Consider the following 20,588-nt stretch of genomic DNA (forward strand, 5'->3'; position numbering starts at 1 on the left):
AGTAAAAAACAAACCGTTTATAGGTTGTTCCCAATAGGAATGGAAGCGATTAGAAATCAACTTCCTCGTCATAGAAGCAGCATTTCAGCAGCTTCGCCATCTGGTCCGGGTTGATGGTTCTGGGGTTGGAGCCTGTGCAGGCGTCGCCTACGGCCAGTTCCGCAACCTTCGGCAGCTTATCCATAAATTCCTTCTCGTCGATGATTCCGCCTTCGTAGTCCTTTATGCAGGTGGGAATCTCCAGCGCCTTGTTCATTTCCAACAGGCGTCCGATCAGGGCGGTGGTCAGCTCTTCGTCCGTGGTGCCGGTCAAACCGATGAATCTGGCGATCTTAGCATATCTGGCAGCGGCCTCAGGTTCTTTGGCATTGAACTTGATTACTTTGGGCAGGTACATTGCATTTGCACAACCGTGAACAATGTGGCCGCCGGAATATGCTGCGCCGGTCTTGTGGGCCATGGAATGGACGATTCCCAACAGAGCGTTGGAGAACGCCATACCGGCCAGGCACTGGGCGTCATGCATCTTATCGCGGGCTTCCATATCCCCGTTATAAGATGGGATCAAATACTCGTTAATCATCTCGATGGCATGGAGCGCTAACGGGTCGGTGTATTCGCAGTGAAGGGTGGAAACGTACGCCTCGATGGCGTGGGTCATGGCGTCCATACCGGTGTGAGCGGTCAGCTTCTTGGGCATGGTCTCGGCCAGGGCCGGGTCTACAATGGCGATATCCGGGGTGATGTTGAAGTCAGCCAGCGGATATTTGATACCCTTGTTGTAGTCGGTGATAACGGAAAATGCGGTAACCTCGGTGGCAGTGCCGGAAGTGGAGGGAATCGCACAGAATTTTGCTTTGGTGCGCAGGGTCGGGAAGCTGAACGGTGTGATCAGATCCTCGAAGGTGGTCTCCGGGTACTCGTAGAACGCCCACATAGCCTTGGCTGCGTCGATGGGGGATCCGCCGCCGATGGCAACGATCCAGTCGGGACCGAACTGCCGCATGGCCTCGGCGCCCTTCATCACAGTGTCAACGGAAGGATCAGGCTCTACGCCCTCAAACAGCTGGACTTCCATGCCAGCTTCTTTTAAGTAGTCCACGACTTTGTCCAGGAAGCCGAAACGCTTCATGGAGCCGCCGCCCACTACGACAATCGCTTTTTTGCCGGTCAGCGTCTTAAGCGCTTCCAGTGCGTCTTTTCCATGGTACAGATCTCTCGGTAATGTGAATCTCATTGTCAACCTCTCCTTTTCTGCACAAAATTTATTAGCGGTGACATCACCGGTTCTCTCCGGGTCTATCACTTTCGTTATTTCTTTAACGATTACATCATACCACGGCCGGGCGATTGTGGGTAGATACAAAAAAGGAATACCGGTATGCCATTATCGGTATCCCTCTCTGGGGCTTCCTATTTATATAGGTAGAAACAGCTCACGAGAGCTGGCTGACCAGCCTGCGCAGGCAGTTTACCAGCTCCTTTTCCTCGCGGGACATGCGGTAGCCGCTTCGGTAGACCAGAATGTCCTTGTGCAGGTTCCCTGGGTAGGTGCATGGTTTTTGAATCAGGGCCAGGGAGTTTAACAGGTCGTAGGGGACCGGGGAGGTCCACATGAAAGCGCCGGGGAGCTGGCGGAGAAGCTCCAACTGGCTGCCGCGGTCGTAGATGGAAATGATCTTGCGGGAGCTTCCGCTGACCGAGGGGGAGTCCTCCGGCTCAAAGCTGAAGGAAGGCGCCTTGGTATCCCCCTGAACCAGCTCCACGTAATCGCTCAGGTCCAGGTAGGTCAGATCGCCGCGTTCCGCCAGGGGATGGCTGGCGGACATCAGCAGGTTACAGGAAAATTCCCAGAGGTCCTGGCTCTCCAGATTCTCGTCCTGAAGCATTTTCTGGTAATAAGGGACGTAGAGGGACTGAAAACGCACGATCCCTAAGTCAAAGGTTTTGCCGGAGACGCCGCGGATAATGTCCCGGGAATTGGTCTCCCGGTAATCCACCTTCATGGTAGGGTAGTCCGTCATCTGCCGCATGAAGGACGCAAAACCGTAGGAAATGTAGCTGGCCCTGGGGGCCGCCAGGCTGACGGTCAGGGTGCGCCCCGTGTCCTGCTGGCACAGGGCCTCGATCTGCTCCTCCTGGACCAGAATGGCCTTGGCATAGCGGAGAAATTCCTCCCCCCGCTTGGTGGGAACCATACCCCGGCTGGTGCGGTCAAAGATAGGGCAGCCTAAGTCCCGCTCCAGCTCCCGGATGATTTTGCTCAAATGAGGCTGATTCATATAGAAATTCTGCGCCGCCTTGGTGATGGAGCCGGTTTTTTCCACCTCGACGGCATATTTTAAATAAGAAAGATTCATAGTGTAACTCCCCGAAAAATGTGGTATAATAAGGAAACGTAGCCCTTATCGTCAGCCTGGCGGCAGACGACAAAGTATAATAAGGAAACGTACCCCTTATCGTCGCCGTTATTGCCAACCCGTGGCCGCCGGCTGCCGAAAAGGGGAATCAGAAATCAGAAACGTATATTTGATTATAATACACGAACCGCAAAATGAAAAGGAAAAGAAGTGAGGACTTTTTATGGATCAAATGGATTGCAGGATTCTGCATATTTTAAAGGACAACGGCCGGGAGACCGCCTCCGATATCAGCAAAAAGGTGCACCTGTCTGTCTCGGCGGTGTTGGACCGGATCAAAAAGATGGAGGAGTCCGGGCTGATTAAGGGGTATACCGTGGTGGTGGACTCCAAGGCCATGGGCAACGACGTGACCGCTCTGATGGAGATCAGCCTGGAGCATCCCCGGTATCACGACTCCTTTACCGAGGTGATCATGGGACATCCCAACATTCTGGACTGCTATTACCTGACCGGGGACTATGACTTTGTGCTGAAGATTTCCTGCGCCTCCTCCGACGAGTTGGAGCGCATCCACCGGACCATCAAAAGCGTGCCGGGAGTCTCCGCCACCAGAACCCATTTTGTACTCAAGGAGATCAAGAATACATACTCCGCCATTCCCGGGGAAGCGGCGGAAGCGTAACTGTTCAGACAACATACATAACTGAGGAGAGACATGATGAAAACGCTGGGTTATTACAACGGAACGTACGACGAGCTGGACCGGATGATGGTTCCCATGAACGACCGGGTCTGCTATTTCGGTGACGGGGTTTACGACGCGGGACCCTGCCGGAACTACCACATTTTTGCCATTGACGAGCACATTGACCGCTTTTTCAAAAACGCGGCCCTGCTGGAGATCCGTATGCCCTGCACCAAGGCGGAGTTAAAGGCTCTGCTTCAGGAGCTGGTGCAGAAATTGGATACAGGCGACTTGTTTGTATACTATCAGGTGACCAGGGGCACGGGGATGCGGGACCACCCGTTTACGGAAGGAACGGGAAATCTGTGGGTGACCTTGAAGCCCGCCGCGCCGCCGCAGCTGGCGGAGAAGATCCGGCTGATTACGATGGAGGACACCCGGTTCTACCACTGCAACATCAAGACCCTGAACCTGATTCCCAGCGTTATGGCTTCCCAGAGGGCCAAGGAAAAAGGCTGTCAGGAAGCGGTTTTCCACCGCGGCGACCGGGTCACGGAGTGCGCGCACAGCAACTGCCACATTTTAAAAGACGGGCGTCTGATCACCGCTCCCCTGGACAATCTGATTCTGCCGGGAATCGCCAGGGCGCATCTGATCAATATCTGTGAAAAACTGGGGGTTCCCGTGGACGAGAGACCCTTCACCGTTGCAGAGCTGATGGCGGCCGACGAGGTGTTGGTCAGCTCGTCCAGCAAATTCTGCCTTTCCGCCTGCGAGGTGGACGGCAAGCCGGTGGGCGGCAGAGCCGCAGCGCTTTTGGAAACGATCCAGAAAGCGGTGGAGCAGGAGTTTTTGACGCAGACGGAGTAGCGGTCAAAGCGAAAAACAGAACCGGCGAGCTGCCTAAGTGGTTGCGAACGGGTTGCTGTCCGCAGGTAATAGCCCGCGAACTGAGCGCAGGACACAGCCGGGCCCGGTGCCCGGCTTGACTTTTGTGATCGCCAATGCTAGAATGGTTCCCATGATGAAAAATATAAAATTTGGCCGCAGAATGGCGGCGTGGATCAGCGGAATATTGATTGGAACGGCTTGTCTGACGGGATGCGCCCACGGGGGCGGGACACCGCTCAGCCAGTCGTCTTTTTTGTTGGATACCTTTGTGACGGTGACGATTTACGGGAGCCGTCATATTTTCCCCCAGAAAAATCAGGACATACTGCAGGGCAGCATGGATCTGTGTAAGAGCTATGAGGACCTGCTGAGCACCACCCGGGATACCAGCGAGATCTATAAGATCAACCACCGGGAACCGGGAACCAGGTCCATGACCGTGTCGGAGGATACGGCCAGGGTGATCGAGCGCGGGCTGGAATACGGCCGCATGTCCGGCGGAGCCTTCGACATCACAGTGGAGCCGCTTAGCTCCCTGTGGGATTTCAAGTCCAATGATCCGCAGATTCCGGACCGGGCGGAGATCGAGAAGGATCTGCACATGGTGGATTACCGGGCGATCCGGGTGGAAGATTGCCAGGTGCTGTTTGACCGGGACGACACGCGCATCGATTTGGGAGCTATTGCGAAGGGATTTATCGCGGACCGGCTTAAGGAGTATCTGGAAGAAAATGGAGTTACCAGCGCGGTGATCAATCTGGGCGGAAATGTTCTCTGCCTGGGCGAGCGGCCCGACGGGGAGCCGTTTAAGATCGGCCTGCAGAAGCCCTTCGCCGACCATCAGGAAGCGGTGGCAGCCTTAAATATACGGGACATGTCGGTGGTGTCCTCGGGCGTCTATGAGCGGCATTTTGTCAAGGATGGGGTGAATTACCATCACATACTCAATCCGCGGACCGGATTTCCCTATGAAAATGGTCTGGTTCAGGTATCGATCATTTCCAAAGAGTCGGTGGACGGGGACGGCCTAAGCACCACCTGCTTTGCCCTGGGACTGGATCGGGGGATCGAACTGCTGGATTCCCTGGACGATGTCTACGGTATTTTCATGACCGAGGATGGGGAACTGCATTATTCCCGGGGAGCCAGGGATTTCCTGGAGTGAGGCCTAACGGCGTCCTTTCCGGGCGTGAAGAAAGCGCCTTTTACGGCGTTTTTTCTTTACTTTTCGGGGAGGGTATACTACAATAGTAGCGATATGTGCCGGAATGTGTTTGAAATTTCTGGAAAAACATGAAGGATCAGGTGTTAAAATGTTACAGAAACTGAAGGAAAAGTGTTTCAATTACGAGACGATCAGTTATATCATCTGCGGCGTGCTGACCACGGCGGTAGATTTTGTTTCTTATACCATATTCCGCAGGGGCGATGTCATCAGCGTGGAGCTGGCCCAGGGACTTTCCTGGGTGGCGGCGGTGCTGTTCGCCTACGTGGTGAACAAGCTGATCGTATTCCGCAATTTTAATCTGCGGCCCAGGTATCTGGCAAAGGAGATCAGCGCGTTTGTGGCGGCCAGAGCATTTTCCGGCGTTCTGACCTGGGTTATGATGGTCGGGATGGTCCGGCTGGGCGGAAACAGGGGCTTCCTGTATGAGATGTTCTGCAAGGCAGTGGTTTCCGCGGTGAATCTGGTTTTGAACTATATATTCAGCAAACTTTGGATTTTCAAGAAAACGACCGGTGAAGAAAGGTAAGACTGCCATGGAACGGGATGAAGTGGAGCGGGTAGCGCGGGAGCTGGATGAAATTTTGAGTATTGTCCAGCCGGATCAGACTGCCCGGGGCAGCGATATAGGGTTGACTGGAGAACATATGCAGAAGAAAAAGGCAAAGCCGGACGGCCGTCCGGCGGAGTGGCTGGATGAAGATTATACGGAAGGTTTGGAACCCGGCTCCAGGGAGCGGGCGGAAGGGCCTCTGTTCGGATCCGATGTGGAGGACGAGGGGATCGCTGCGGACTTAGAAGCGCTGAGACGCATTTCACGGAAAAACCGTCCGCCCCGCAGGGCGCGAAAGAGCGTTGAAGCAGGTACGGGAGACGCCGGGGAAACCGCGTGGGAAGACCGCGGGGAAGTGGAGTTTGACGGCGTAAAGGTCAGCTTTGGACAGGCGGAGTACGGCGGGGCGGAACCGGGCTATGATTTTGCCGGGAATGGCTATGACGGGGTGGAACGTGGATACGGGGAAGCGGGAGCGGATTCTGAGGGGATGTACGCCAATGAACCCCAGGCTTACGCCGACGCCCCCCAGGTTTACGCCGAGGACTCCCAGGTTTATGCCGAGGACTCCCAGGTTTACGCCGAGGACTCCCAGGCTTATCCCGGCGAAGCCCCGGCCTGGGACGAACAGGACATCGAACGGTACGACGATTGGAACGGCATGCAGGACCGTGACCGCCAGTATAACCGGCAGAATTCCGGCATGGCGGGGCGCAGGTCCGGTTATGAAGGGATTAAAAGTTCCCTTCATATCTTAAAGCCATCCGACGGCCTGCTGGCGGCATTTTTTGTGCCGGTGATTGTGATGATTATCGTATTCGCCCAGAGGGGAATTTTCCCCTTCGGCGAGGAAAGTTTTCTGCGTACGGACATGTACCACCAGTACGCCCCGTTTTTCTCCGAATTCCAGTACAAGCTGACCCACGGCGGCAGCCTGCTGTACAGCTGGGACATCGGCATGGGGGTGAATTTCTCCGCGCTGTACGCCTACTATCTGGCCAGCCCCTTTAACTGGCTGCTGGTGCTGTGTCCCAAGGCTAACATCATCGAATTTATGAGCTACGGGATTGTGCTCAAAATCGGCCTGGCGGGTCTGAGCTTTGCCTGGTATCTGCGCAGGCATTGCAGGACCAATGATTTCGGCGTGGGCTTTTTCGGGATTTTCTACGCGCTGTCGGGATATATGGCGGCGTACAGCTGGAACATCATGTGGCTGGACTGCATTATCCTGTTCCCGCTGATCATGTTGGGGCTGGAGCGCCTGGTGCGCAAGGGAAAGCCGTTTTTGTACTGCCTCACCCTGGGGGCGTCGATCCTTTCCAATTATTATATTTCCATCATGATCTGCATTTTCATGGTACTGTATTTTATCGCGCTTTTGATCCTGTATCCGCCGAAAAAGGCCGGTGGTTTTTTCACCGCCTGCGCCCAGTTCGCAGCGTTTTCCCTGGCTGCAGGCGGACTTGCGGCGGTGGTGCTGCTCCCGGAAATCTACGCGCTGCAGACCACTGCGTCGGGAAATTTTGATTTTCCCAAGACCCTCAGTTCCTATTTCCCGATTTTTGATATGCTGGCGCGGCATATCGGGAATGTGTCCGTGGAGATCGGACTGGATCACTGGCCCAATATTTATTGCGGCGTGGCCGTGTTCATTTTCTTCCTCCTGTATCTGGCGAGCCGGAAGATTTCGCTGCGGGAGAAGGCGGTGTACTGTACGCTGCTGGTCCTGTTTTTTGCCAGTTTTTCTACCAACATGCTGAACTTTATCTGGCACGGCTTCCATTATCCCAACAGCCTGCCCTGCCGTCAGTCCTTCATCTACATTGCCCTTATGCTGCTGATCTGCTACCGGGCGTACATGTACCTGGACGTGACGCCCTGGAAGCATGTGGCCATTGCGTTCTGGGGCTCGGCTTCTTTTGTGATTCTGGCGGAGAAGCTGGTGCAGAACAAACAGTTCCATTTTTCCGTGTTCTATGTGGCGCTTCTGTTCCTGGCGCTGTACGCGGGATTGATCTATCTGTATAAACGGCGCAGAAAGGGAGCAGACCTCGCCGTGCTGCTGGCGTTGGCCGTGGTTTCCATCGAGGCGGCGGTAAACACCACCGTGACCAGCGTCCCGACCACCAGCAGGACGGCTTACACACGGGACAACAAGGACGTGATCACCCTGATGAGCGAGGTGAATCCGCAGACCTTCTACCGTGTGGAGAAGGTGGACCGGAAGACGAAGAACGATGGGGCGTGGATGAATTTCCCGTCCGTCTCCCTGTTCTCCTCCACGGCAAATGCCTCCCTCTCAGACTTGTTCCGCAAGCTGGGCTGTGAGAGCTCCACCAACGCCTACAGCATCACCGGCAGCACGCCGCTGGTGGACAGCCTGTTCTCGGTAAAGTATGGGATCTATGACCAGGAGCAGGTGACGGGCGAACTTTTGAGCTTTGCCGGGCGCAGAGGCGATACCTGGCTGTACGAGAATCTGTATACGCTTCCGGTGGCCTTTATGCTTCCGAACGATGTGGAGGGCAACTGGATTCTGGACACCGCCAATCCGGCCTATGTGCAGAACGATCTGTGTAATGTGCTGGACACGCCGTCCGTGCTGGTGCCGGTGGAAACCATACCCAACGGCAGCAGACTGACGTTTACGCCGGATGTGACCGGAGATTATTATGTCTATGTGACGAACCGCAAGATCAAAGAGGTATCTGCGGTGGTGGGATCCCAGTCCCTGAATTTCGACAATGTGGACCGCGGCTACCTGTTGGAGCTGGGCACCTGCACGGCCGGGAACGAAGTGAGCCTGGAATCCCGGGACGAGGGGAATGTGGCGCTTCAGGTGGAAGTGTGGCGGTTTGATCCCCAGAATTTTAAGGAGCTTTACAGCCGTTTGAACCAAAACCCGCTGACCGTGACCAAGTGGACGGACGTGGGGGTGGAGGGGACGATTGTGGCGGACACCCCGGGCGTTATGTATACCAGCATACCCTATGACAAGGGATGGAGCGTCAAGGTGGACGGAAACAGCGTCACGGCCAGACCGCTGTTCGACACCTTCCTGGGCATCGATCTGAGCGCGGGAGCCCATACCATTTCCCTGTCCTATGAGCCGGAGGGCCTGAGGACCGGCGCGGTTATTACCGCGGGCAGCGCTGCCTTTGTGGGCATCTGCGCGGCCGTATATTTTGCTTTGAACCGAAGGAAAAAAGACGAGAGTTAGGAGAGTGAAGCCATGAAATTGTGGGGCGGACGTTTTACCAAGGAGACCAACCAGTTGGTGCATAACTTCAATGAATCCCTGTCATTTGACCAGAAATTTTACCGACAGGATATTCGCGGCAGCATCGCACATGTGACGATGCTGGCCAGGCAGGGGATTTTATCGGAGCAGGATAAGGTGGATATTATCCGTGGATTGGAAAGCATTCAGAAGGATTTAGACAGCGGAGCGCTTACCATATCGCCCGATTCCGGATATGAAGATATCCACTCCTTTGTGGAGGGCACTCTGACCGAGCGCGTGGGAGAGGCGGGAAAACGGCTTCACACGGGCCGCAGCCGCAACGACCAGGTGGCACTGGATATGAAGCTTTACACGCGGGATGAAATTCAGGAAATGGACGGCCTGCTGAGAGACCTGCTGGAGGAGCTGCTCGCTGTGATGGAGGCCAATCTCGACACCTTTATGCCCGGCTTCACCCATCTGCAGAAGGCGCAGCCCATCACACTGGCCCACCACATGGGGGCGTATTTTGAGATGTTCTCCCGGGACCGTTCCCGGCTCCACGATATCCGTGAGCGGATGAACTACTGCCCGCTGGGCTCGGGAGCCCTGGCCGGAACCACCTATCCGCTGGATCGGGCCTACACGGCAAAGCTTCTGGATTTCTACGGCCCCACCCTGAATTCCATGGATTCAGTGGCGGACCGGGATTACCTGCTGGAACTCTTGAGCGCGCTGTCCATTATCGCCATGCACCTGAGCCGGTTCTGCGAGGAGATCATTATCTGGAACACCAACGAGTACCGGTTTGTGGAGATCGACGACTCCTACAGCACGGGCAGCAGCATCATGCCCCAGAAAAAGAATCCGGACATCGCAGAGCTGATCCGCGGAAAGAGCGGGCGGGTTTACGGCGCACTGGTGTCCCTTCTCACCACGATGAAGGGGCTGCCGCTGGCTTACAACAAGGATATGCAGGAGGACAAGGAGCTGGCTTTTGACGCCATCGACACGGTGAAGGGATGTCTGCTGCTGTTTACCGGCATGATCTCCTCCATGACCTTCCGGAAGGACGTGATGGAGGCCAGCGCCAAGAAGGGCTTCACCAACGCCACCGACGCGGCGGATTATCTGGTAAACCGCGGCGTTCCCTTCCGGGACGCCCATGGCATCGTGGGACAGCTGGTGTTAACTTGCATCGGGAAGGGAATTGCGCTGGACGATCTGCCTCTGGAGGAGTACCGGGCGATCAGTCCGGTGTTTGACGAGGACGTCTACGAGGCCATCAGCATGAAAACCTGTGTGGAAAAGCGGACCACCGTGGGAGCCCCCGGCCAGGTGGCCATGCGGGATGTGATCGCGCAGTACAGGAAGCAGCTGGAGCAGTAAGGCCCGGTCTGCGCGGCAGTTCAAAGCTGCCGCGCAGGTCGGATCGCGACGTTTTAACCGCCCCCGGCGGGCATGAATTTGCCCCTCCGGGGGTTTTTGTGTCGATTGATGCTTGACGGTTGGATTCGAAAAATATATAATATTTACAGCATTAATGTTGTAAAAACAACGGAAAGAGGAACCGATGGAAGAATTTCTGCACATTTTACGGAAGTCCCCGCTGTTCTACGGGGTGAATGACGATGAGCTTTACACGCTGTTAAAATGCTGCGCGGCCGAGCAGACACGCTATGAGGAGGGGGAGTATATCTACCGCATGGGCGAGTCTTTGAACAGCATTATGATCATGCTCTCAGGCAGCGCCATGGTGGTGCAGGAGAATTTCTGGGGAAGGCAGGAGGAGCTGTTTCGGGTTAAGGAGGGGGAGATATTTGGGGAGTCCTACTCCTGCGCCAGGACCGCGGTGCTGCCGGTCAGCGTGGTGACCGAGGGACCCTGTGAGGTTCTGTTTCTGCAATATCAGCGGATGATCACCTTCTGCTCCCTGGCCTGCGATTTCCACACCCGGCTGATCCAGAATATGCTGCGCGTCCTGTCCGAGCACAATGTGAAGCTGGAGAACAAGCTGGAGCACATGTCCCGCAAGACCACCCGGGACAAGCTGCTGTCCTATCTCTCCCAGCAGGCGGTGGCCTGCGGCGGACGGGATTTTGACATCCCTCACAGCCGTCAGGAGCTGGCCCGCTATCTGGGCGTGGACCGGAGCGCCATGTCCAATGAGCTGAGTAAGATGAAGACGGAAGGGCTGCTGGAATTTCAGAGGAATCATTTTGTGCTTTATGAGAAGGCGGGAGCCGTGAACGGGCAGACGTGACGGGGGAGCAGGAACGCCAGGACACTTTGGGCGCGGGAGAGGCGGCTGGGACGCGGGAGCGGTGGCCTGGCGCGGGAGAGGCGGCTGGGACGGGAGAGGTGGCTGGGACGGGAGAGGTGGCCTGGGGAGAAGGAGAGAGGTGTCTGGCACAAGAGTGAACCGGGCTGGCGGCGGCCCGCCCGGCAAAACGGCTGTCCGGACGATGCGGCGGTCATATCAATTTACGGAGGTGATTTCATGGCGGGGAGTAAAATGCTGTCTCAGGATGTGGCGGATAATATCATGTCGATGATAACCATCGAAAAACGCTTTGGAGCGGGAGACAAGCTGCCAAACGAGACGGAGCTGGCCCATGAGCTGAACGTCAGCAGGACGACGCTGCGGGAGGCGGTGAGAATCCTGGTGGCTTACGGCGTGCTGGAGATCCGCCGCGGGAACGGCACATTTGTCACGGAAAAAGCCCGGCAGGGGGAGGAGATCCTGGGACCGCTCTCCGACGTGAAGGCCGATGCCGGGGATCTCTACGAGATGCGCCTGATATTTGAGCCCGAGGCGGCGTACCTGGCCGCGATACGCGGAACGGACGGGGAGATCAAACGGATTCTGGAGTGCGGGCGCAGAATTGAGGAAGCCATCCGGGAGGGCAGCGACCGCACGCAGCAGGAGCAGGCTTTTCACAAATCCATCGCCCAGGCCACTCACAACGAGTTTATGAACAAGCTGATGCCCATTCTCTACCAGGCCATTTCCAAGGGGGTGGCGCTTTCGGTCCAGGGCGGGCAGGCGGTCCAGGACACGGTTGCCGATCACCGGCTGATCATGGAATTTCTTTCCCAGCGGGACGCCGAGGGCGCCCGCAGCGCGATGAAGATCCATATTCTGCACGCGATCCGGGAGCTGGGGATTCAGTAGTCCACCCGCCCGGCGGTCAATGTCCACAAACCCGCCAAATGCCGCAGGTCACAGGATCCACCACAGGGTTTCGCCACGTTTCCATTCCGTAAAGCCGCAGCGCTGCAAAAGCTTCTGGGAGGCCAGGCCGTCCAGACCGGTCTCCGCCGTCACATGGCGCACATTGTCCTGGGATATGGCCCATCTGCACATGGCGCGGACCGCTTCCGTCATATAGCCCCGGCCCTCGTATTCCCTGCCGAGGCCGTAGCCGATCTCCACCAGGCCGCCGCTGTCCGGCAGGTCCTTGAAATCCGCGGAGCCGACCACCGTGCGGTCCGATTTGCGGATCAAAAACCAGAAGCTATGCCAGACGTAGTGCCCGGGATCCCTCTCTGCTGCGGCCAGCTGCCCGGCTACGATCTGGCGAAACAAGCCCTCCATGGGTTCTGCGCGGTACAGACAATTCAATTCACATTCTAGCCGGTGGCAGTCGTTTAACCACCATTCCAGCTGTGTGGGCGTCAGCGCCACAAGCTCTAAACGTTCTGTTTCAATGTTCACGATTTTTCCTTTCATTGTAAGAAACCGGATTTCCGCCGCCGGGGGTATTTAAAGTTGCGTTCCGGGGCGGCCCAAGACCTTTTGATTAGAGTTTACCAGAGCCGGTATGAGCGTGCAACTGTTTGGCGAAGGAGATGGCGGATGCGAAGGCGGACGCGGGAATTTTAACAGCTTTTATGGAGCTTTTACGGCACTTTTACGGCGTGCCTGCATCGCTGGCCATCTTATTGAATGCAGTGGGCTGCTGGCATAGCTTTCGGGCGATTGTTTTTTGAAAGACATCATATGTCATATTGACATCGTATGTATTTTGCAATAAACTGAATATAACCATAGGATGTCATACTGCAAACAGGAGGAATCAGATATGAGATGGATTGACTTAACCACGTGGGACCGGGCGATGCATTACCAGGTATTCAAAGACAGCGCCCAGCCCCAGTACAGCGTTACCTTTGATCTGGATATCACAGGGTTTCCCGAATGGGTCAGGGAGCGGGGCTATTCCTTTACATTTTCGCTGGTTTACGCCGTTACCAGATGCGCGAACCAGATCGAGGCGTTCCGCTGCCGCTTTGTGGACGGGAAACCGGCGGTATTTGACGTGATCAACACGTCCTTCACTTACCTGAACCGGGAAACGGGACTGTTCAAGGTGGTCAATGTGCCCATGCGGGACACGCTGGAAGAATACGCCGCCCTGGCGAAGGAGACAACCGAAAACCAGAAGGAATATTTTACCGGGCCGATGGGCAACGATATTTACCAGTTTTCACCATTTCCCTGGGTCAGCTTTACCCACATTTCCCATACGGATTCGGGGAGAAAGGACAACGCAACCCCTCTTTTTGACTGGGGAAAATATTACATACGGGATGGGCGTACCTATCTGCCGTTTTCCGTTCAGGTCCATCACTCCTTTGTGGACGGCATCCACATCGGCATGCTGGCGGACGCCCTGCAGGTCTGTCTGGCCGGAATTGAGAGCAGGAGCAGCTGACCGGCGCCCCTTCCATTTTCCAAAAGACAGCAAAAAAGCGGACGTGACATGTCCGCTTTTCTGCTGCGCTCCCTCCCGCGGAAGAACCGCTGCCGGAGCGCTTAAACGGTAACAATTCAGACGGCTTATCTTCTTGACCGAAAAAGACCGGTCAAGAAGCATCGGATGTCCATCCGATGTGAAAATTGGCGTGGAAACCCGCTTACAAGCGAGCTTGACGCGGCTTACCGCGCCAATTTTCCTGCCGTCTGAACTGTTACCTTAAACTCAATATTCTGCGTTTAAAACCTTATCCACATTCTCTTTGCCCGCCAGATTCACCGCCTTTGAGTCCTTAAGCTTCACGTAATACCCGGTTCCCTCCGGGTTCATGCTTCCGATCAGCAGCGTGGTGGTGATATCCTTGCCGTCCTTCCGGCAGGTCCAGGTCAGCGTCATGACCGGAGTCTCCAGACCGTAGCTTCCCAGCTCCTCGTCGGTGGCGTTATAGTTGACGCAGGACCGGATGGAGAGCCCGCTGACCGCCTGCGCCAGGTTGTTTAGCTGGGAGTTGTCGGGCAGCCGGTTGGCCTCCGTGTCGGCGGTGTCTCGGTACCAGGCGATATTTCCCTGTCCGTCCACCTCTTTTTTCACGAAATGGCTGGTGGTTTCTCCCTTTGTAATCGCGATATCCCGGATATCCGCGCCGGAAACGGTGGGCAGGGATTCGGTCTGGATGAAGTCGTACAGCCCCTTGCCGGCGGTTTCCGCAAGGGAGGAATCGATGGTGTAAACTTGGCTTCCGCCGGAGATGCAGGCGTAGTATTCTTCCGGCGCCTGATCGATATCCGAGGATCCGGCGGCCTTCACCTGATTGCCGATCAGCAGTGTGGCAGGGGTTTGCTGGCCGGTTGTGATCTCAAAGCGGATCTTCGGATCGGCAAGCCCGTAAGAAGCCAACTCATCCGCATTTTCCAGTTTGCGGGTGGCGGGCAGGGCGGCCAGCTGATCGGCCAGGTTGGTGAGTGTGGTTTGGCGGATCGGGCAGTCCCGGTCCTGAGCATAGTACCAGGTGCCGTTGTCCTCCACGAAATCCAGCCTTGCGTCTCCATTTTCGATGGCAATCCCGGTGACATCCCCAAAATCCGTCACATAGACGCGGGCGCTCTCGGCTTCCTGGAGCGCGCGGCCCGCACTCTGTTTCTGCTGCCAGGTCAGCCCGGCGTAGGCGGCGCACAGCACCAGAAGCGCTGCTGCCGCAAATGAGATTTTTTTAGATTGACTCATGGAAATGCCTCCTTACAGTTTCCGCCGTTTCATCCAGATCACGAAGCCTGCGATCAGGAAGATGACCGGGATCACGATGATAAACAGCGCGCTCCAGAGTCCGCCCGCGGTGATCATATTGTAGGTAACCTCCAGGCTCTTGGCCGGTATGGACAGATTCACGGCCTGGGAAATGTTGTGGGAAGCGGCGTTCATAAAAATGGTCAGGTTGGTGATGCTGGGGAACTGCTGCAGCAGCGAACCGTCGATCAGGGACGGCGCGGTGATCACCGTCAGGGTGGCTTCCGGCTCCGTTTCACCGTCCTGGGACTGGGCCTGAGCCTGGGAGGCTGTGGCGGCCTGGGAATCTTCGGAAGTTATGGCCGGCTCCGTGGCGGTGGCTCCCAGCACATAGGTTCCGGGGGTCTGCTCCTGGGTGGCCGGATCCACAAAAATACCGCTGTCCGTGGTGGTCAGAAACGGGGCTACGGTCAGTCCGTCACGCAGATTCTCCGAGACGGTCATACCCGAGGGATTTAGCAGCAGGGCCGGATCCTTGCTGGTGATTCCGGTCAGCATGCCGCCGGAGAACTCGTACTCCGGGAAGAAGAGAAACGGATTGTTGTTGTAGTATTGTCCCGGCGCCGTGTCCGCCACATATCCATTTTTCAGCTCCAGTCCGTAATCCGCGCACAGGGAGCTTAAGTTGGGATTTCCGGACTCTGTGTAGCCGGTGAGGATCAGCACGTGTCCGCCCTGCTTCAGATAGCCGGAAATCATGTCCTTTTCATCCACCGCCAGGTCGGTCTGCGGGTTGTTGATCAACAGCAGCTCACAGTCCCCGGGGATGGCCCCTTCCGTGAGCAGATTTAAGTCGTGGACCTGCATGTTGGATTTTTTCAGGGCGTCCGTTACCATGTCCGGGAGTGTGGATTCCTTGTGGCCGCTCAGTTGGTATATGTTGGTCTCCGTGTCATTTGCCACGTAGGAGATGGCGCTGGTGAGCTGTCCTTCCCCGTCAAAGGAAGATTCCTTGTACTGCTGATACTGGTAATAAGCCATTAAATCTATTTGGATAATATCCGTAAATGGAATCGATTGCGTCTTACCTGTGTCGGGGCAGCTGACCAGCACGGTATTCGCCTCCGTGTTCAGCGTGCTCAGAACATCCGGGTGAAGCACCGGATCCTTGACCTCAACGGTGACATGGTCCGAGAGGTCCGCGTACAGCCCGGCAAAGTGGGTGATACGCTCGTCGATGCGGTCGGGGTCGCCCACGATATAAATGTTTACATCTTTCGTCAGACCGCCAAGCAGATCCCTGGTGGTGCCGCTCAGGGAAAAAATCTGGTTGGTGCTCAGGTCCAGCCTGCGGTATTTGGCCGGTACGGTGCCTGCGATCAGGTTGACCACAATGACGGCGGCGATGACGATGACGGTGAAAATGGCCACAATGCCGCCCTTTTTAAGATTTTTGTTCATATTCTGCCTCCTGCTGCTATGAAATGTATCACGGTTAGCTCCATCTGCGCTTTTCAATGGTCTGTACGGTCAAAAACAGCATGATGAAGGCTGCGCTCACATAATAGAGCAGTCCGCCCAGATCCAGGATATGGTCGTTTACCACTGTGTTGAACACATCCGCCAACACGATCTTGCCCAGCAGATGGGTCAGCGCCCGGTCTAACAGGGATTTCTTGTAAAAGTAGACGGCTGCCAGCGCCGCCGCTCCGACGGCTTCCAGGCCAAAAGACAGGGGAGCGCAGCCGGTAAGGCGGTACAGCACAAAGGCCAGCAGGGTCAGCAGCAGCAGAAGCCCGATGAGGGAGTCCCGGGCCGATGTGGGGATGAAGCTGATCAGATTGGGCCACAGGGTGAGAAGCAGCAGCACGCCGAAGGTTCCGGCGGCCGCGATGAGCTGGCTCTCCGTCAGGGAGGAGATAAACAGTCCGATGGCGATGTAAACGCAGCCCAGCAGGAAGAAGGTCAGGATCGCGCCGTAGTCCTCGGCCAGATAGGCGGTGCCGCTGGCCTTGATGATCAGAGGACAGAGGCAGGAGATGGCCATGGGAATAGCGAACACGGTGACCATGGAGAGGTATTTACCCATGACAACGCTCCAGAGGGAGACGGGGGAGGTGAGGAGCAGCTGGTCCGTGCGGGAGTGGTGCTCCTCGGACATGCTCTTCATAGTCAGCACCGGAATGGCGATGAGCAGGATAATCAGGATCGCTCCCAGGGTGTAGGAAAAGTAGGGATATCCGCCCAGCATGTTGGTGGCCATAAAATAGATGCCGATGAACATGGTGACAAAGGCGATGAACACATACCCGGTCATGGAATAAAAATAAGATTTCAGCTCGCGCTTATAGATCGCTCTCATGTTCGCAGTCCTCCTGTCTTGTCTGTTTTTCGTCCTCTGTCAGCTCCAGGAATACTTCCTCCAGGGAGGCGTGAACCGGCACCATGGCGAGAATGGGAAGCCTGCGGTCCGCGCAGGCGTAGAATACGGCCTCCCGGACGTCGCGGGAGGGGGACGGTTCCCCGGAGGCCGCCTCCACCTCCCCGTTTGCCGCCCCGGCGTAGTCCAGGGATACCTGGCAGACGCCCGCCTCGCCTGATTCCAGAAAATGGATGCCGGAAATCTGCGGCACGGTTTCCAGAGCGGCGCGGACATCCTCTGCGGAGCCTTTGACGGACAGGTTCATTCCCCCGGCTCCGGCCATCTGCCGCTCCAGGTTTTCCGGGGTGTCGCTGGCGATCAGCTTGCCGCGGTTGATGATAAGGATGTGATCGCAGACCGCGCTGACCTCGGACAGGATGTGGGAGCTGAGGATGACCGTGTGCTTTTTGCCCAGGCCGCGGATCATATCCCGTATCTCGATGATCTGTTTGGGGTCCAGACCCACGGTGGGTTCATCCAGAATGATCACCTGGGGCTTTCCTAAAATCGCCTGGGCCATGCCCACCCGTTGCCGGTAGCCTTTTGAGAGGTTTTTGATCAGCCGCCCGCTGACGTCCGCGACCTTGACTAACTCCATGACCTCCGCCACAGCCTCCGACCGGGAAGCCCTGGGGATTTTTTTGAGGCTGGCGGCGAAATCCAGATATTCCCGCACCGTCATGTCGGTGTAGAGGGGCGGGATCTCCGGAAGATAGCCGATGCCGGATTTAGCGGCCTCCGGTTCCTCCAGAATGTTGTGGCCGTTGATCAGCACCTCGCCCGAGGTGGCGCCCAGATAACCGGTCATAATGTTCATGGTGGTGGATTTTCCGGCTCCGTTGGGGCCGAGAAAGCCGTAAATCTGGCCGTCCCGGACCGTAAAGCTTAAATGATCCACCGCCATATGTCCTCCGTAAGATTTAACAAGATCTTTCACTTCAATCAATGGTACTCTCCTCCTGTCTGTCAGATTGCCGTATTCTGCCGTTGAGCCGGCATCATATCAAGAGTTAGTTTTAGCCCTGAATTGTGATGAAAATGTGATGGAACTATGATATTGCTGTTAAATTTTGGCCGTAAAGGAAACGAAAATCCGGGAAAAGAGCAGGGAAGGACGCAGCAAAGGGCATTTCCGGGAATGAGCGCTGCCGTTCAAACGGTGGACAGATCGGGGAGGGATGTGCATATCTTTAACAGAGAGAAGAAATTCGGGGGACGGGAGATGGGACACCGGCTGTTGAATAAGTATCTGGTGCTGATGGATGTGGGCGGGGCGGTGTATGTGCTGTTGGAGCTGGCCTGGCGGGGGCGCAGCCACTGGACCATGTTTGTGCTGGGCGGATTGTGCTTTATCGGATTGGGGCTGATCAATGAGGTAATGCCCTGGGATATGCCGCTGTGGGAACAGGTGGCCGTTGGCGTGCTATTGATCACGGCGCTGGAATTTTTCACCGGCTGTGTTGTAAACCTTATGCTGGGCTGGCAGGTGTGGGACTACAGCGACCTGCCCTGGAACATTTTGGGGCAGGTCAGCCTCAAATACAGCGCCCTGTGGCTGCCCGTGAGCCTGGCCGGGATTGTGCTGGACGACTGCCTGCGTTACCGGTGGTTCGGCGAGGAACGGCCCCGCTACAATCTGGGTCTTACCCGGAAATGGAGGTGGAGCGTGCGGTTGTGAGCGCCATCCACCGGCAGTACGCTGCGCCCCGCCTATGGGAGGGGATCACGTTTTTATACCGCAAAAATACCGCCCTGTAAATGCCGTGAGGCTGCTTGACAGGGCGGTGCTTTATGCCGCTTTATGCGGAATTGTATTTATAATTATTGATTCAGGGGTATGCATATTAACGCATAATTAACCAGCGTAGGAGGCGTCGATCTTCTTTCCGGACTTCTTGGCTTCCTCCAGCTCCGCCATCTTCATGGCGCGCACCTTTAAGGGCAGGCCGAACAGGGTGATGAAGCCGTCCGCGTCGTGGTGGTCGTACAGGTCGCCGGTGGTGAAGGATGCCAGGGACTCGCTGTAAAGGGAGTAGGGGGAGATAGTCCCGGCCTTGATGATGTTGCCCTTGTACAGTTTGAACTTCACGGTGCCGGTCACATACTTCTGGGTGGACTCCACAAACGCCTGCACAGCCTCCCGCAGGGGGGTGAACCATTTGCCCTCGTAGACGATCTGGGACAGCTTGTTGGCCATGTCCTTCTTGGCGTCCATGGTGGCGCGGTCTAATACCAGCTCCTCCAGCTGCATGTGGGCCTCCATCAGGATGGTGCCGCCGGGAGTCTCGTAGATTCCGCGGGACTTCATGCCCACCACGCGGTTCTCCACAATATCCACGATTCCGATGCCGTGCTTGCCGCCCAGCTCGTTCAGGGTGCGGATCACGTCGGAAACCTTCATGGACTTGCCGTTCACGGAGGTGGGTACGCCCTCCTCAAATGTGATGGTCACGTACTCGCCTTCGTCCGGCGCTTTCTCCGGGCGCACGCTCATCATCAGCAAATGGTCGTAGTTGGGCTCCAGGGACGGATTCTCCAGTTCCAGGCCCTCATGGCTGATGTGCCATAAGTTGCGGTCGCGGCTGTAGCTGCTGTCCATGGAGAAGGGCAGGTCGATGCCGTGCTGCTTACAGTATTCGATCTCGTCGTCCCGGGACTTTAAGGTCCACACGTCGGTCATACGCCAGGGAGCGATGATCTTTAAATCGGGAGCCAGGGCCTTGATTGCCAGCTCGAAGCGGATCTGGTCGTTACCCTTGCCGGTGGCGCCGTGACAGATGGCGGTGGCGCCCTCCTTGCGGGCGATGTCCACCAGGCACTTGGCGATGGCGGGACGGGCCATGGAGGTTCCCAGCAGGTACTTGTTCTCGTAAACAGCGTTGGCCATCACACAGGGCACGATATAGTTGTCGCAGAAATCGTCCACCAGATCTTCGATGTATAATTTAGAAGCGCCGGACAGCTTTGCCCGCTCATCCAGTCCGTCCAGCTCGCTGCCCTGACCGCAGTCGATACAGCAGCAGACCACCTCATAGCCGAAATTTTCCTTTAACCACGGGATGATGGTGGTGGTGTCAAGCCCACCGGAATATGCTAAAATCACTTTCTCTTTCATCATAAATACCCTCCTGAATCGATCATTTATATTTTTTTCACTTGTGTGTGATTTGACTTTCATAAATATACACCACAATTTAAAAAAATGCAATAGGAAAAATTAAATTTACAAAAATGTTGCATAT

At 56.1% G+C, this 20,588-nt stretch carries 19 protein-coding genes; 11 read left to right on the top strand and 8 right to left on the bottom strand.

The genetic code is table 11. The features are described from left to right. Positions 1–49: 49 nt before the first annotated feature. The gene (locus tag ACK2JC_RS20895) at positions 50–1,237 is read right to left on the bottom strand and encodes an iron-containing alcohol dehydrogenase (protein WP_092366496.1); all 1,188 of its coding nucleotides are present in this window, start codon (positions 1,235–1,237) and stop codon (positions 50–52) included. Between the two features lie 199 nt (positions 1,238–1,436). Continuing rightward, complete coding sequence (locus ACK2JC_RS20900; protein ID WP_092366493.1) at positions 1,437–2,360, bottom strand: LysR family transcriptional regulator; 924 nt, start codon at positions 2,358–2,360, stop codon at positions 1,437–1,439. A 223-nt stretch (positions 2,361–2,583) separates the two neighbouring features. Here ACK2JC_RS20900 and ACK2JC_RS20905 point away from each other — a divergent pair, with 223 nt between their 5' ends. The 8 genes from ACK2JC_RS20905 to ACK2JC_RS20940 all read left to right on the top strand — a co-directional run bounded on the left by ACK2JC_RS20905 (position 2,584) and on the right by ACK2JC_RS20940 (position 12,115). Continuing rightward, the gene (locus tag ACK2JC_RS20905) at positions 2,584–3,045 is read left to right on the top strand and encodes an Lrp/AsnC family transcriptional regulator (RefSeq protein WP_092366490.1); all 462 of its coding nucleotides are present in this window, start codon (positions 2,584–2,586) and stop codon (positions 3,043–3,045) included. A gap of 36 nt (positions 3,046–3,081) precedes the next feature. Then, complete coding sequence (locus ACK2JC_RS20910; RefSeq protein WP_092366487.1) at positions 3,082–3,918, top strand: aminotransferase class IV; 837 nt, start codon at positions 3,082–3,084, stop codon at positions 3,916–3,918. 208 nt (positions 3,919–4,126) lie between these two features. Then, positions 4,127–5,104, top strand: coding sequence for an FAD:protein FMN transferase (locus ACK2JC_RS20915; protein ID WP_411338523.1), 978 nt, complete (start codon positions 4,127–4,129; stop codon positions 5,102–5,104). Between the two features lie 148 nt (positions 5,105–5,252). After that, positions 5,253–5,693: a GtrA family protein gene (locus tag ACK2JC_RS20920; RefSeq protein ID WP_092366567.1), complete on the top strand. Its 441-nt coding sequence runs from the start codon at positions 5,253–5,255 to the stop codon at positions 5,691–5,693. Between the two features lie 7 nt (positions 5,694–5,700). Beyond that, on the top strand, positions 5,701–8,937 hold the full coding sequence (locus tag ACK2JC_RS20925; RefSeq protein WP_331681302.1) for a YfhO family protein: 3,237 nt from the start codon (positions 5,701–5,703) through the stop codon (positions 8,935–8,937). 12 nt (positions 8,938–8,949) lie between these two features. Beyond that, on the top strand, positions 8,950–10,329 hold the full coding sequence (gene argH, locus ACK2JC_RS20930) for an argininosuccinate lyase (protein ID WP_320938239.1): 1,380 nt from the start codon (positions 8,950–8,952) through the stop codon (positions 10,327–10,329). A gap of 184 nt (positions 10,330–10,513) precedes the next feature. Continuing rightward, entirely contained in the window at positions 10,514–11,203 is a 690-nt protein-coding gene (locus ACK2JC_RS20935; RefSeq protein ID WP_024735744.1) for a Crp/Fnr family transcriptional regulator, read from the top strand. A 237-nt stretch (positions 11,204–11,440) separates the two neighbouring features. Then, complete coding sequence (locus tag ACK2JC_RS20940) at positions 11,441–12,115, top strand: FadR/GntR family transcriptional regulator (RefSeq protein ID WP_276850520.1); 675 nt, start codon at positions 11,441–11,443, stop codon at positions 12,113–12,115. A gap of 48 nt (positions 12,116–12,163) precedes the next feature. Here the strand turns inward: ACK2JC_RS20940 and ACK2JC_RS20945 are convergent, their stop codons facing one another. Next, complete coding sequence (locus tag ACK2JC_RS20945; RefSeq protein ID WP_320938240.1) at positions 12,164–12,658, bottom strand: GNAT family N-acetyltransferase; 495 nt, start codon at positions 12,656–12,658, stop codon at positions 12,164–12,166. A gap of 122 nt (positions 12,659–12,780) precedes the next feature. On the opposite strand from ACK2JC_RS20945, the gene ACK2JC_RS20950 reads away from it, so the two are divergent. Both ACK2JC_RS20950 and ACK2JC_RS20955 read left to right on the top strand, forming a co-directional pair. Beyond that, complete coding sequence (locus ACK2JC_RS20950) at positions 12,781–12,933, top strand: hypothetical protein (protein WP_368280907.1); 153 nt, start codon at positions 12,781–12,783, stop codon at positions 12,931–12,933. Between the two features lie 92 nt (positions 12,934–13,025). After that, a complete protein-coding gene (locus ACK2JC_RS20955; RefSeq protein WP_118756007.1) occupies positions 13,026–13,658 on the top strand; it encodes a chloramphenicol acetyltransferase in 633 nt (210 codons plus the stop codon). A 267-nt stretch (positions 13,659–13,925) separates the two neighbouring features. On the opposite strand, the gene ACK2JC_RS20960 is transcribed toward ACK2JC_RS20955, so the two are convergent. Genes ACK2JC_RS20960 through ACK2JC_RS20975 form a run of 4 tightly spaced genes read right to left on the bottom strand, consistent with a single transcriptional unit; the run spans position 13,926 to position 18,292 of the window. Then, the gene (locus tag ACK2JC_RS20960; protein WP_320938241.1) at positions 13,926–14,924 is read right to left on the bottom strand and encodes a DUF4340 domain-containing protein; all 999 of its coding nucleotides are present in this window, start codon (positions 14,922–14,924) and stop codon (positions 13,926–13,928) included. A gap of 12 nt (positions 14,925–14,936) precedes the next feature. Further along, entirely contained in the window at positions 14,937–16,385 is a 1,449-nt protein-coding gene (locus tag ACK2JC_RS20965) for a Gldg family protein (protein ID WP_320938242.1), read from the bottom strand. A 34-nt stretch (positions 16,386–16,419) separates the two neighbouring features. Next, positions 16,420–17,286: an ABC transporter permease gene (locus tag ACK2JC_RS20970; RefSeq protein ID WP_092366469.1), complete on the bottom strand. Its 867-nt coding sequence runs from the start codon at positions 17,284–17,286 to the stop codon at positions 16,420–16,422. After that, positions 17,270–18,292, bottom strand: coding sequence for an ABC transporter ATP-binding protein (locus ACK2JC_RS20975; RefSeq protein WP_320938243.1), 1,023 nt, complete (start codon positions 18,290–18,292; stop codon positions 17,270–17,272). The genes ACK2JC_RS20970 and ACK2JC_RS20975 overlap by 17 nt, the downstream gene beginning before the upstream one ends. Positions 18,293–18,568: 276 nt before the next feature. Between ACK2JC_RS20975 and ACK2JC_RS20980 the strand changes: the two genes are divergently transcribed. After that, entirely contained in the window at positions 18,569–19,024 is a 456-nt protein-coding gene (locus ACK2JC_RS20980) for a putative ABC transporter permease (RefSeq protein WP_320938252.1), read from the top strand. 177 nt (positions 19,025–19,201) lie between these two features. Here ACK2JC_RS20980 and ACK2JC_RS20985 read toward each other — a convergent pair whose 3' ends face one another. Then, complete coding sequence (locus ACK2JC_RS20985) at positions 19,202–20,461, bottom strand: argininosuccinate synthase (RefSeq protein WP_118756130.1); 1,260 nt, start codon at positions 20,459–20,461, stop codon at positions 19,202–19,204. Positions 20,462–20,588 lie beyond the last annotated feature (127 nt).

Origin of the sequence: Enterocloster lavalensis (genome assembly GCF_046603895.1) — a bacterium.
GTDB classification, from domain to species: Bacteria; Bacillota; Clostridia; order Lachnospirales; family Lachnospiraceae; genus Enterocloster; species Enterocloster lavalensis.

Bases quoted from the DNA above. Each gene is read 5' to 3' on its own strand.
- argH (WP_320938239.1), top strand. From the start codon at position 8,950: ATGAAATTGTGGGGCGGACGTTTTACCAAGGAGACCAACCAGTTGGTG.
- ACK2JC_RS20940 (WP_276850520.1), top strand. From the start codon at position 11,441: ATGGCGGGGAGTAAAATGCTGTCTCAGGATGTGGCGGATAATATCATG.
- ACK2JC_RS20905 (WP_092366490.1), top strand. From the start codon at position 2,584: ATGGATCAAATGGATTGCAGGATTCTGCATATTTTAAAGGACAACGGC.
- ACK2JC_RS20960 (WP_320938241.1), bottom strand. From the start codon at position 14,924: ATGAGTCAATCTAAAAAAATCTCATTTGCGGCAGCAGCGCTTCTGGTG.
- ACK2JC_RS20980 (WP_320938252.1), top strand. From the start codon at position 18,569: ATGGGACACCGGCTGTTGAATAAGTATCTGGTGCTGATGGATGTGGGC.
- ACK2JC_RS20985 (WP_118756130.1), bottom strand. From the start codon at position 20,461: ATGAAAGAGAAAGTGATTTTAGCATATTCCGGTGGGCTTGACACCACC.
- ACK2JC_RS20970 (WP_092366469.1), bottom strand. From the start codon at position 17,286: ATGAGAGCGATCTATAAGCGCGAGCTGAAATCTTATTTTTATTCCATG.
- ACK2JC_RS20935 (WP_024735744.1), top strand. From the start codon at position 10,514: ATGGAAGAATTTCTGCACATTTTACGGAAGTCCCCGCTGTTCTACGGG.
- ACK2JC_RS20965 (WP_320938242.1), bottom strand. From the start codon at position 16,385: ATGAACAAAAATCTTAAAAAGGGCGGCATTGTGGCCATTTTCACCGTC.
- ACK2JC_RS20900 (WP_092366493.1), bottom strand. From the start codon at position 2,360: ATGAATCTTTCTTATTTAAAATATGCCGTCGAGGTGGAAAAAACCGGC.
- ACK2JC_RS20910 (WP_092366487.1), top strand. From the start codon at position 3,082: ATGAAAACGCTGGGTTATTACAACGGAACGTACGACGAGCTGGACCGG.
- ACK2JC_RS20925 (WP_331681302.1), top strand. From the start codon at position 5,701: ATGGAACGGGATGAAGTGGAGCGGGTAGCGCGGGAGCTGGATGAAATT.
- ACK2JC_RS20920 (WP_092366567.1), top strand. From the start codon at position 5,253: ATGTTACAGAAACTGAAGGAAAAGTGTTTCAATTACGAGACGATCAGT.
- ACK2JC_RS20955 (WP_118756007.1), top strand. From the start codon at position 13,026: ATGAGATGGATTGACTTAACCACGTGGGACCGGGCGATGCATTACCAG.
- ACK2JC_RS20895 (WP_092366496.1), bottom strand. From the start codon at position 1,237: ATGAGATTCACATTACCGAGAGATCTGTACCATGGAAAAGACGCACTG.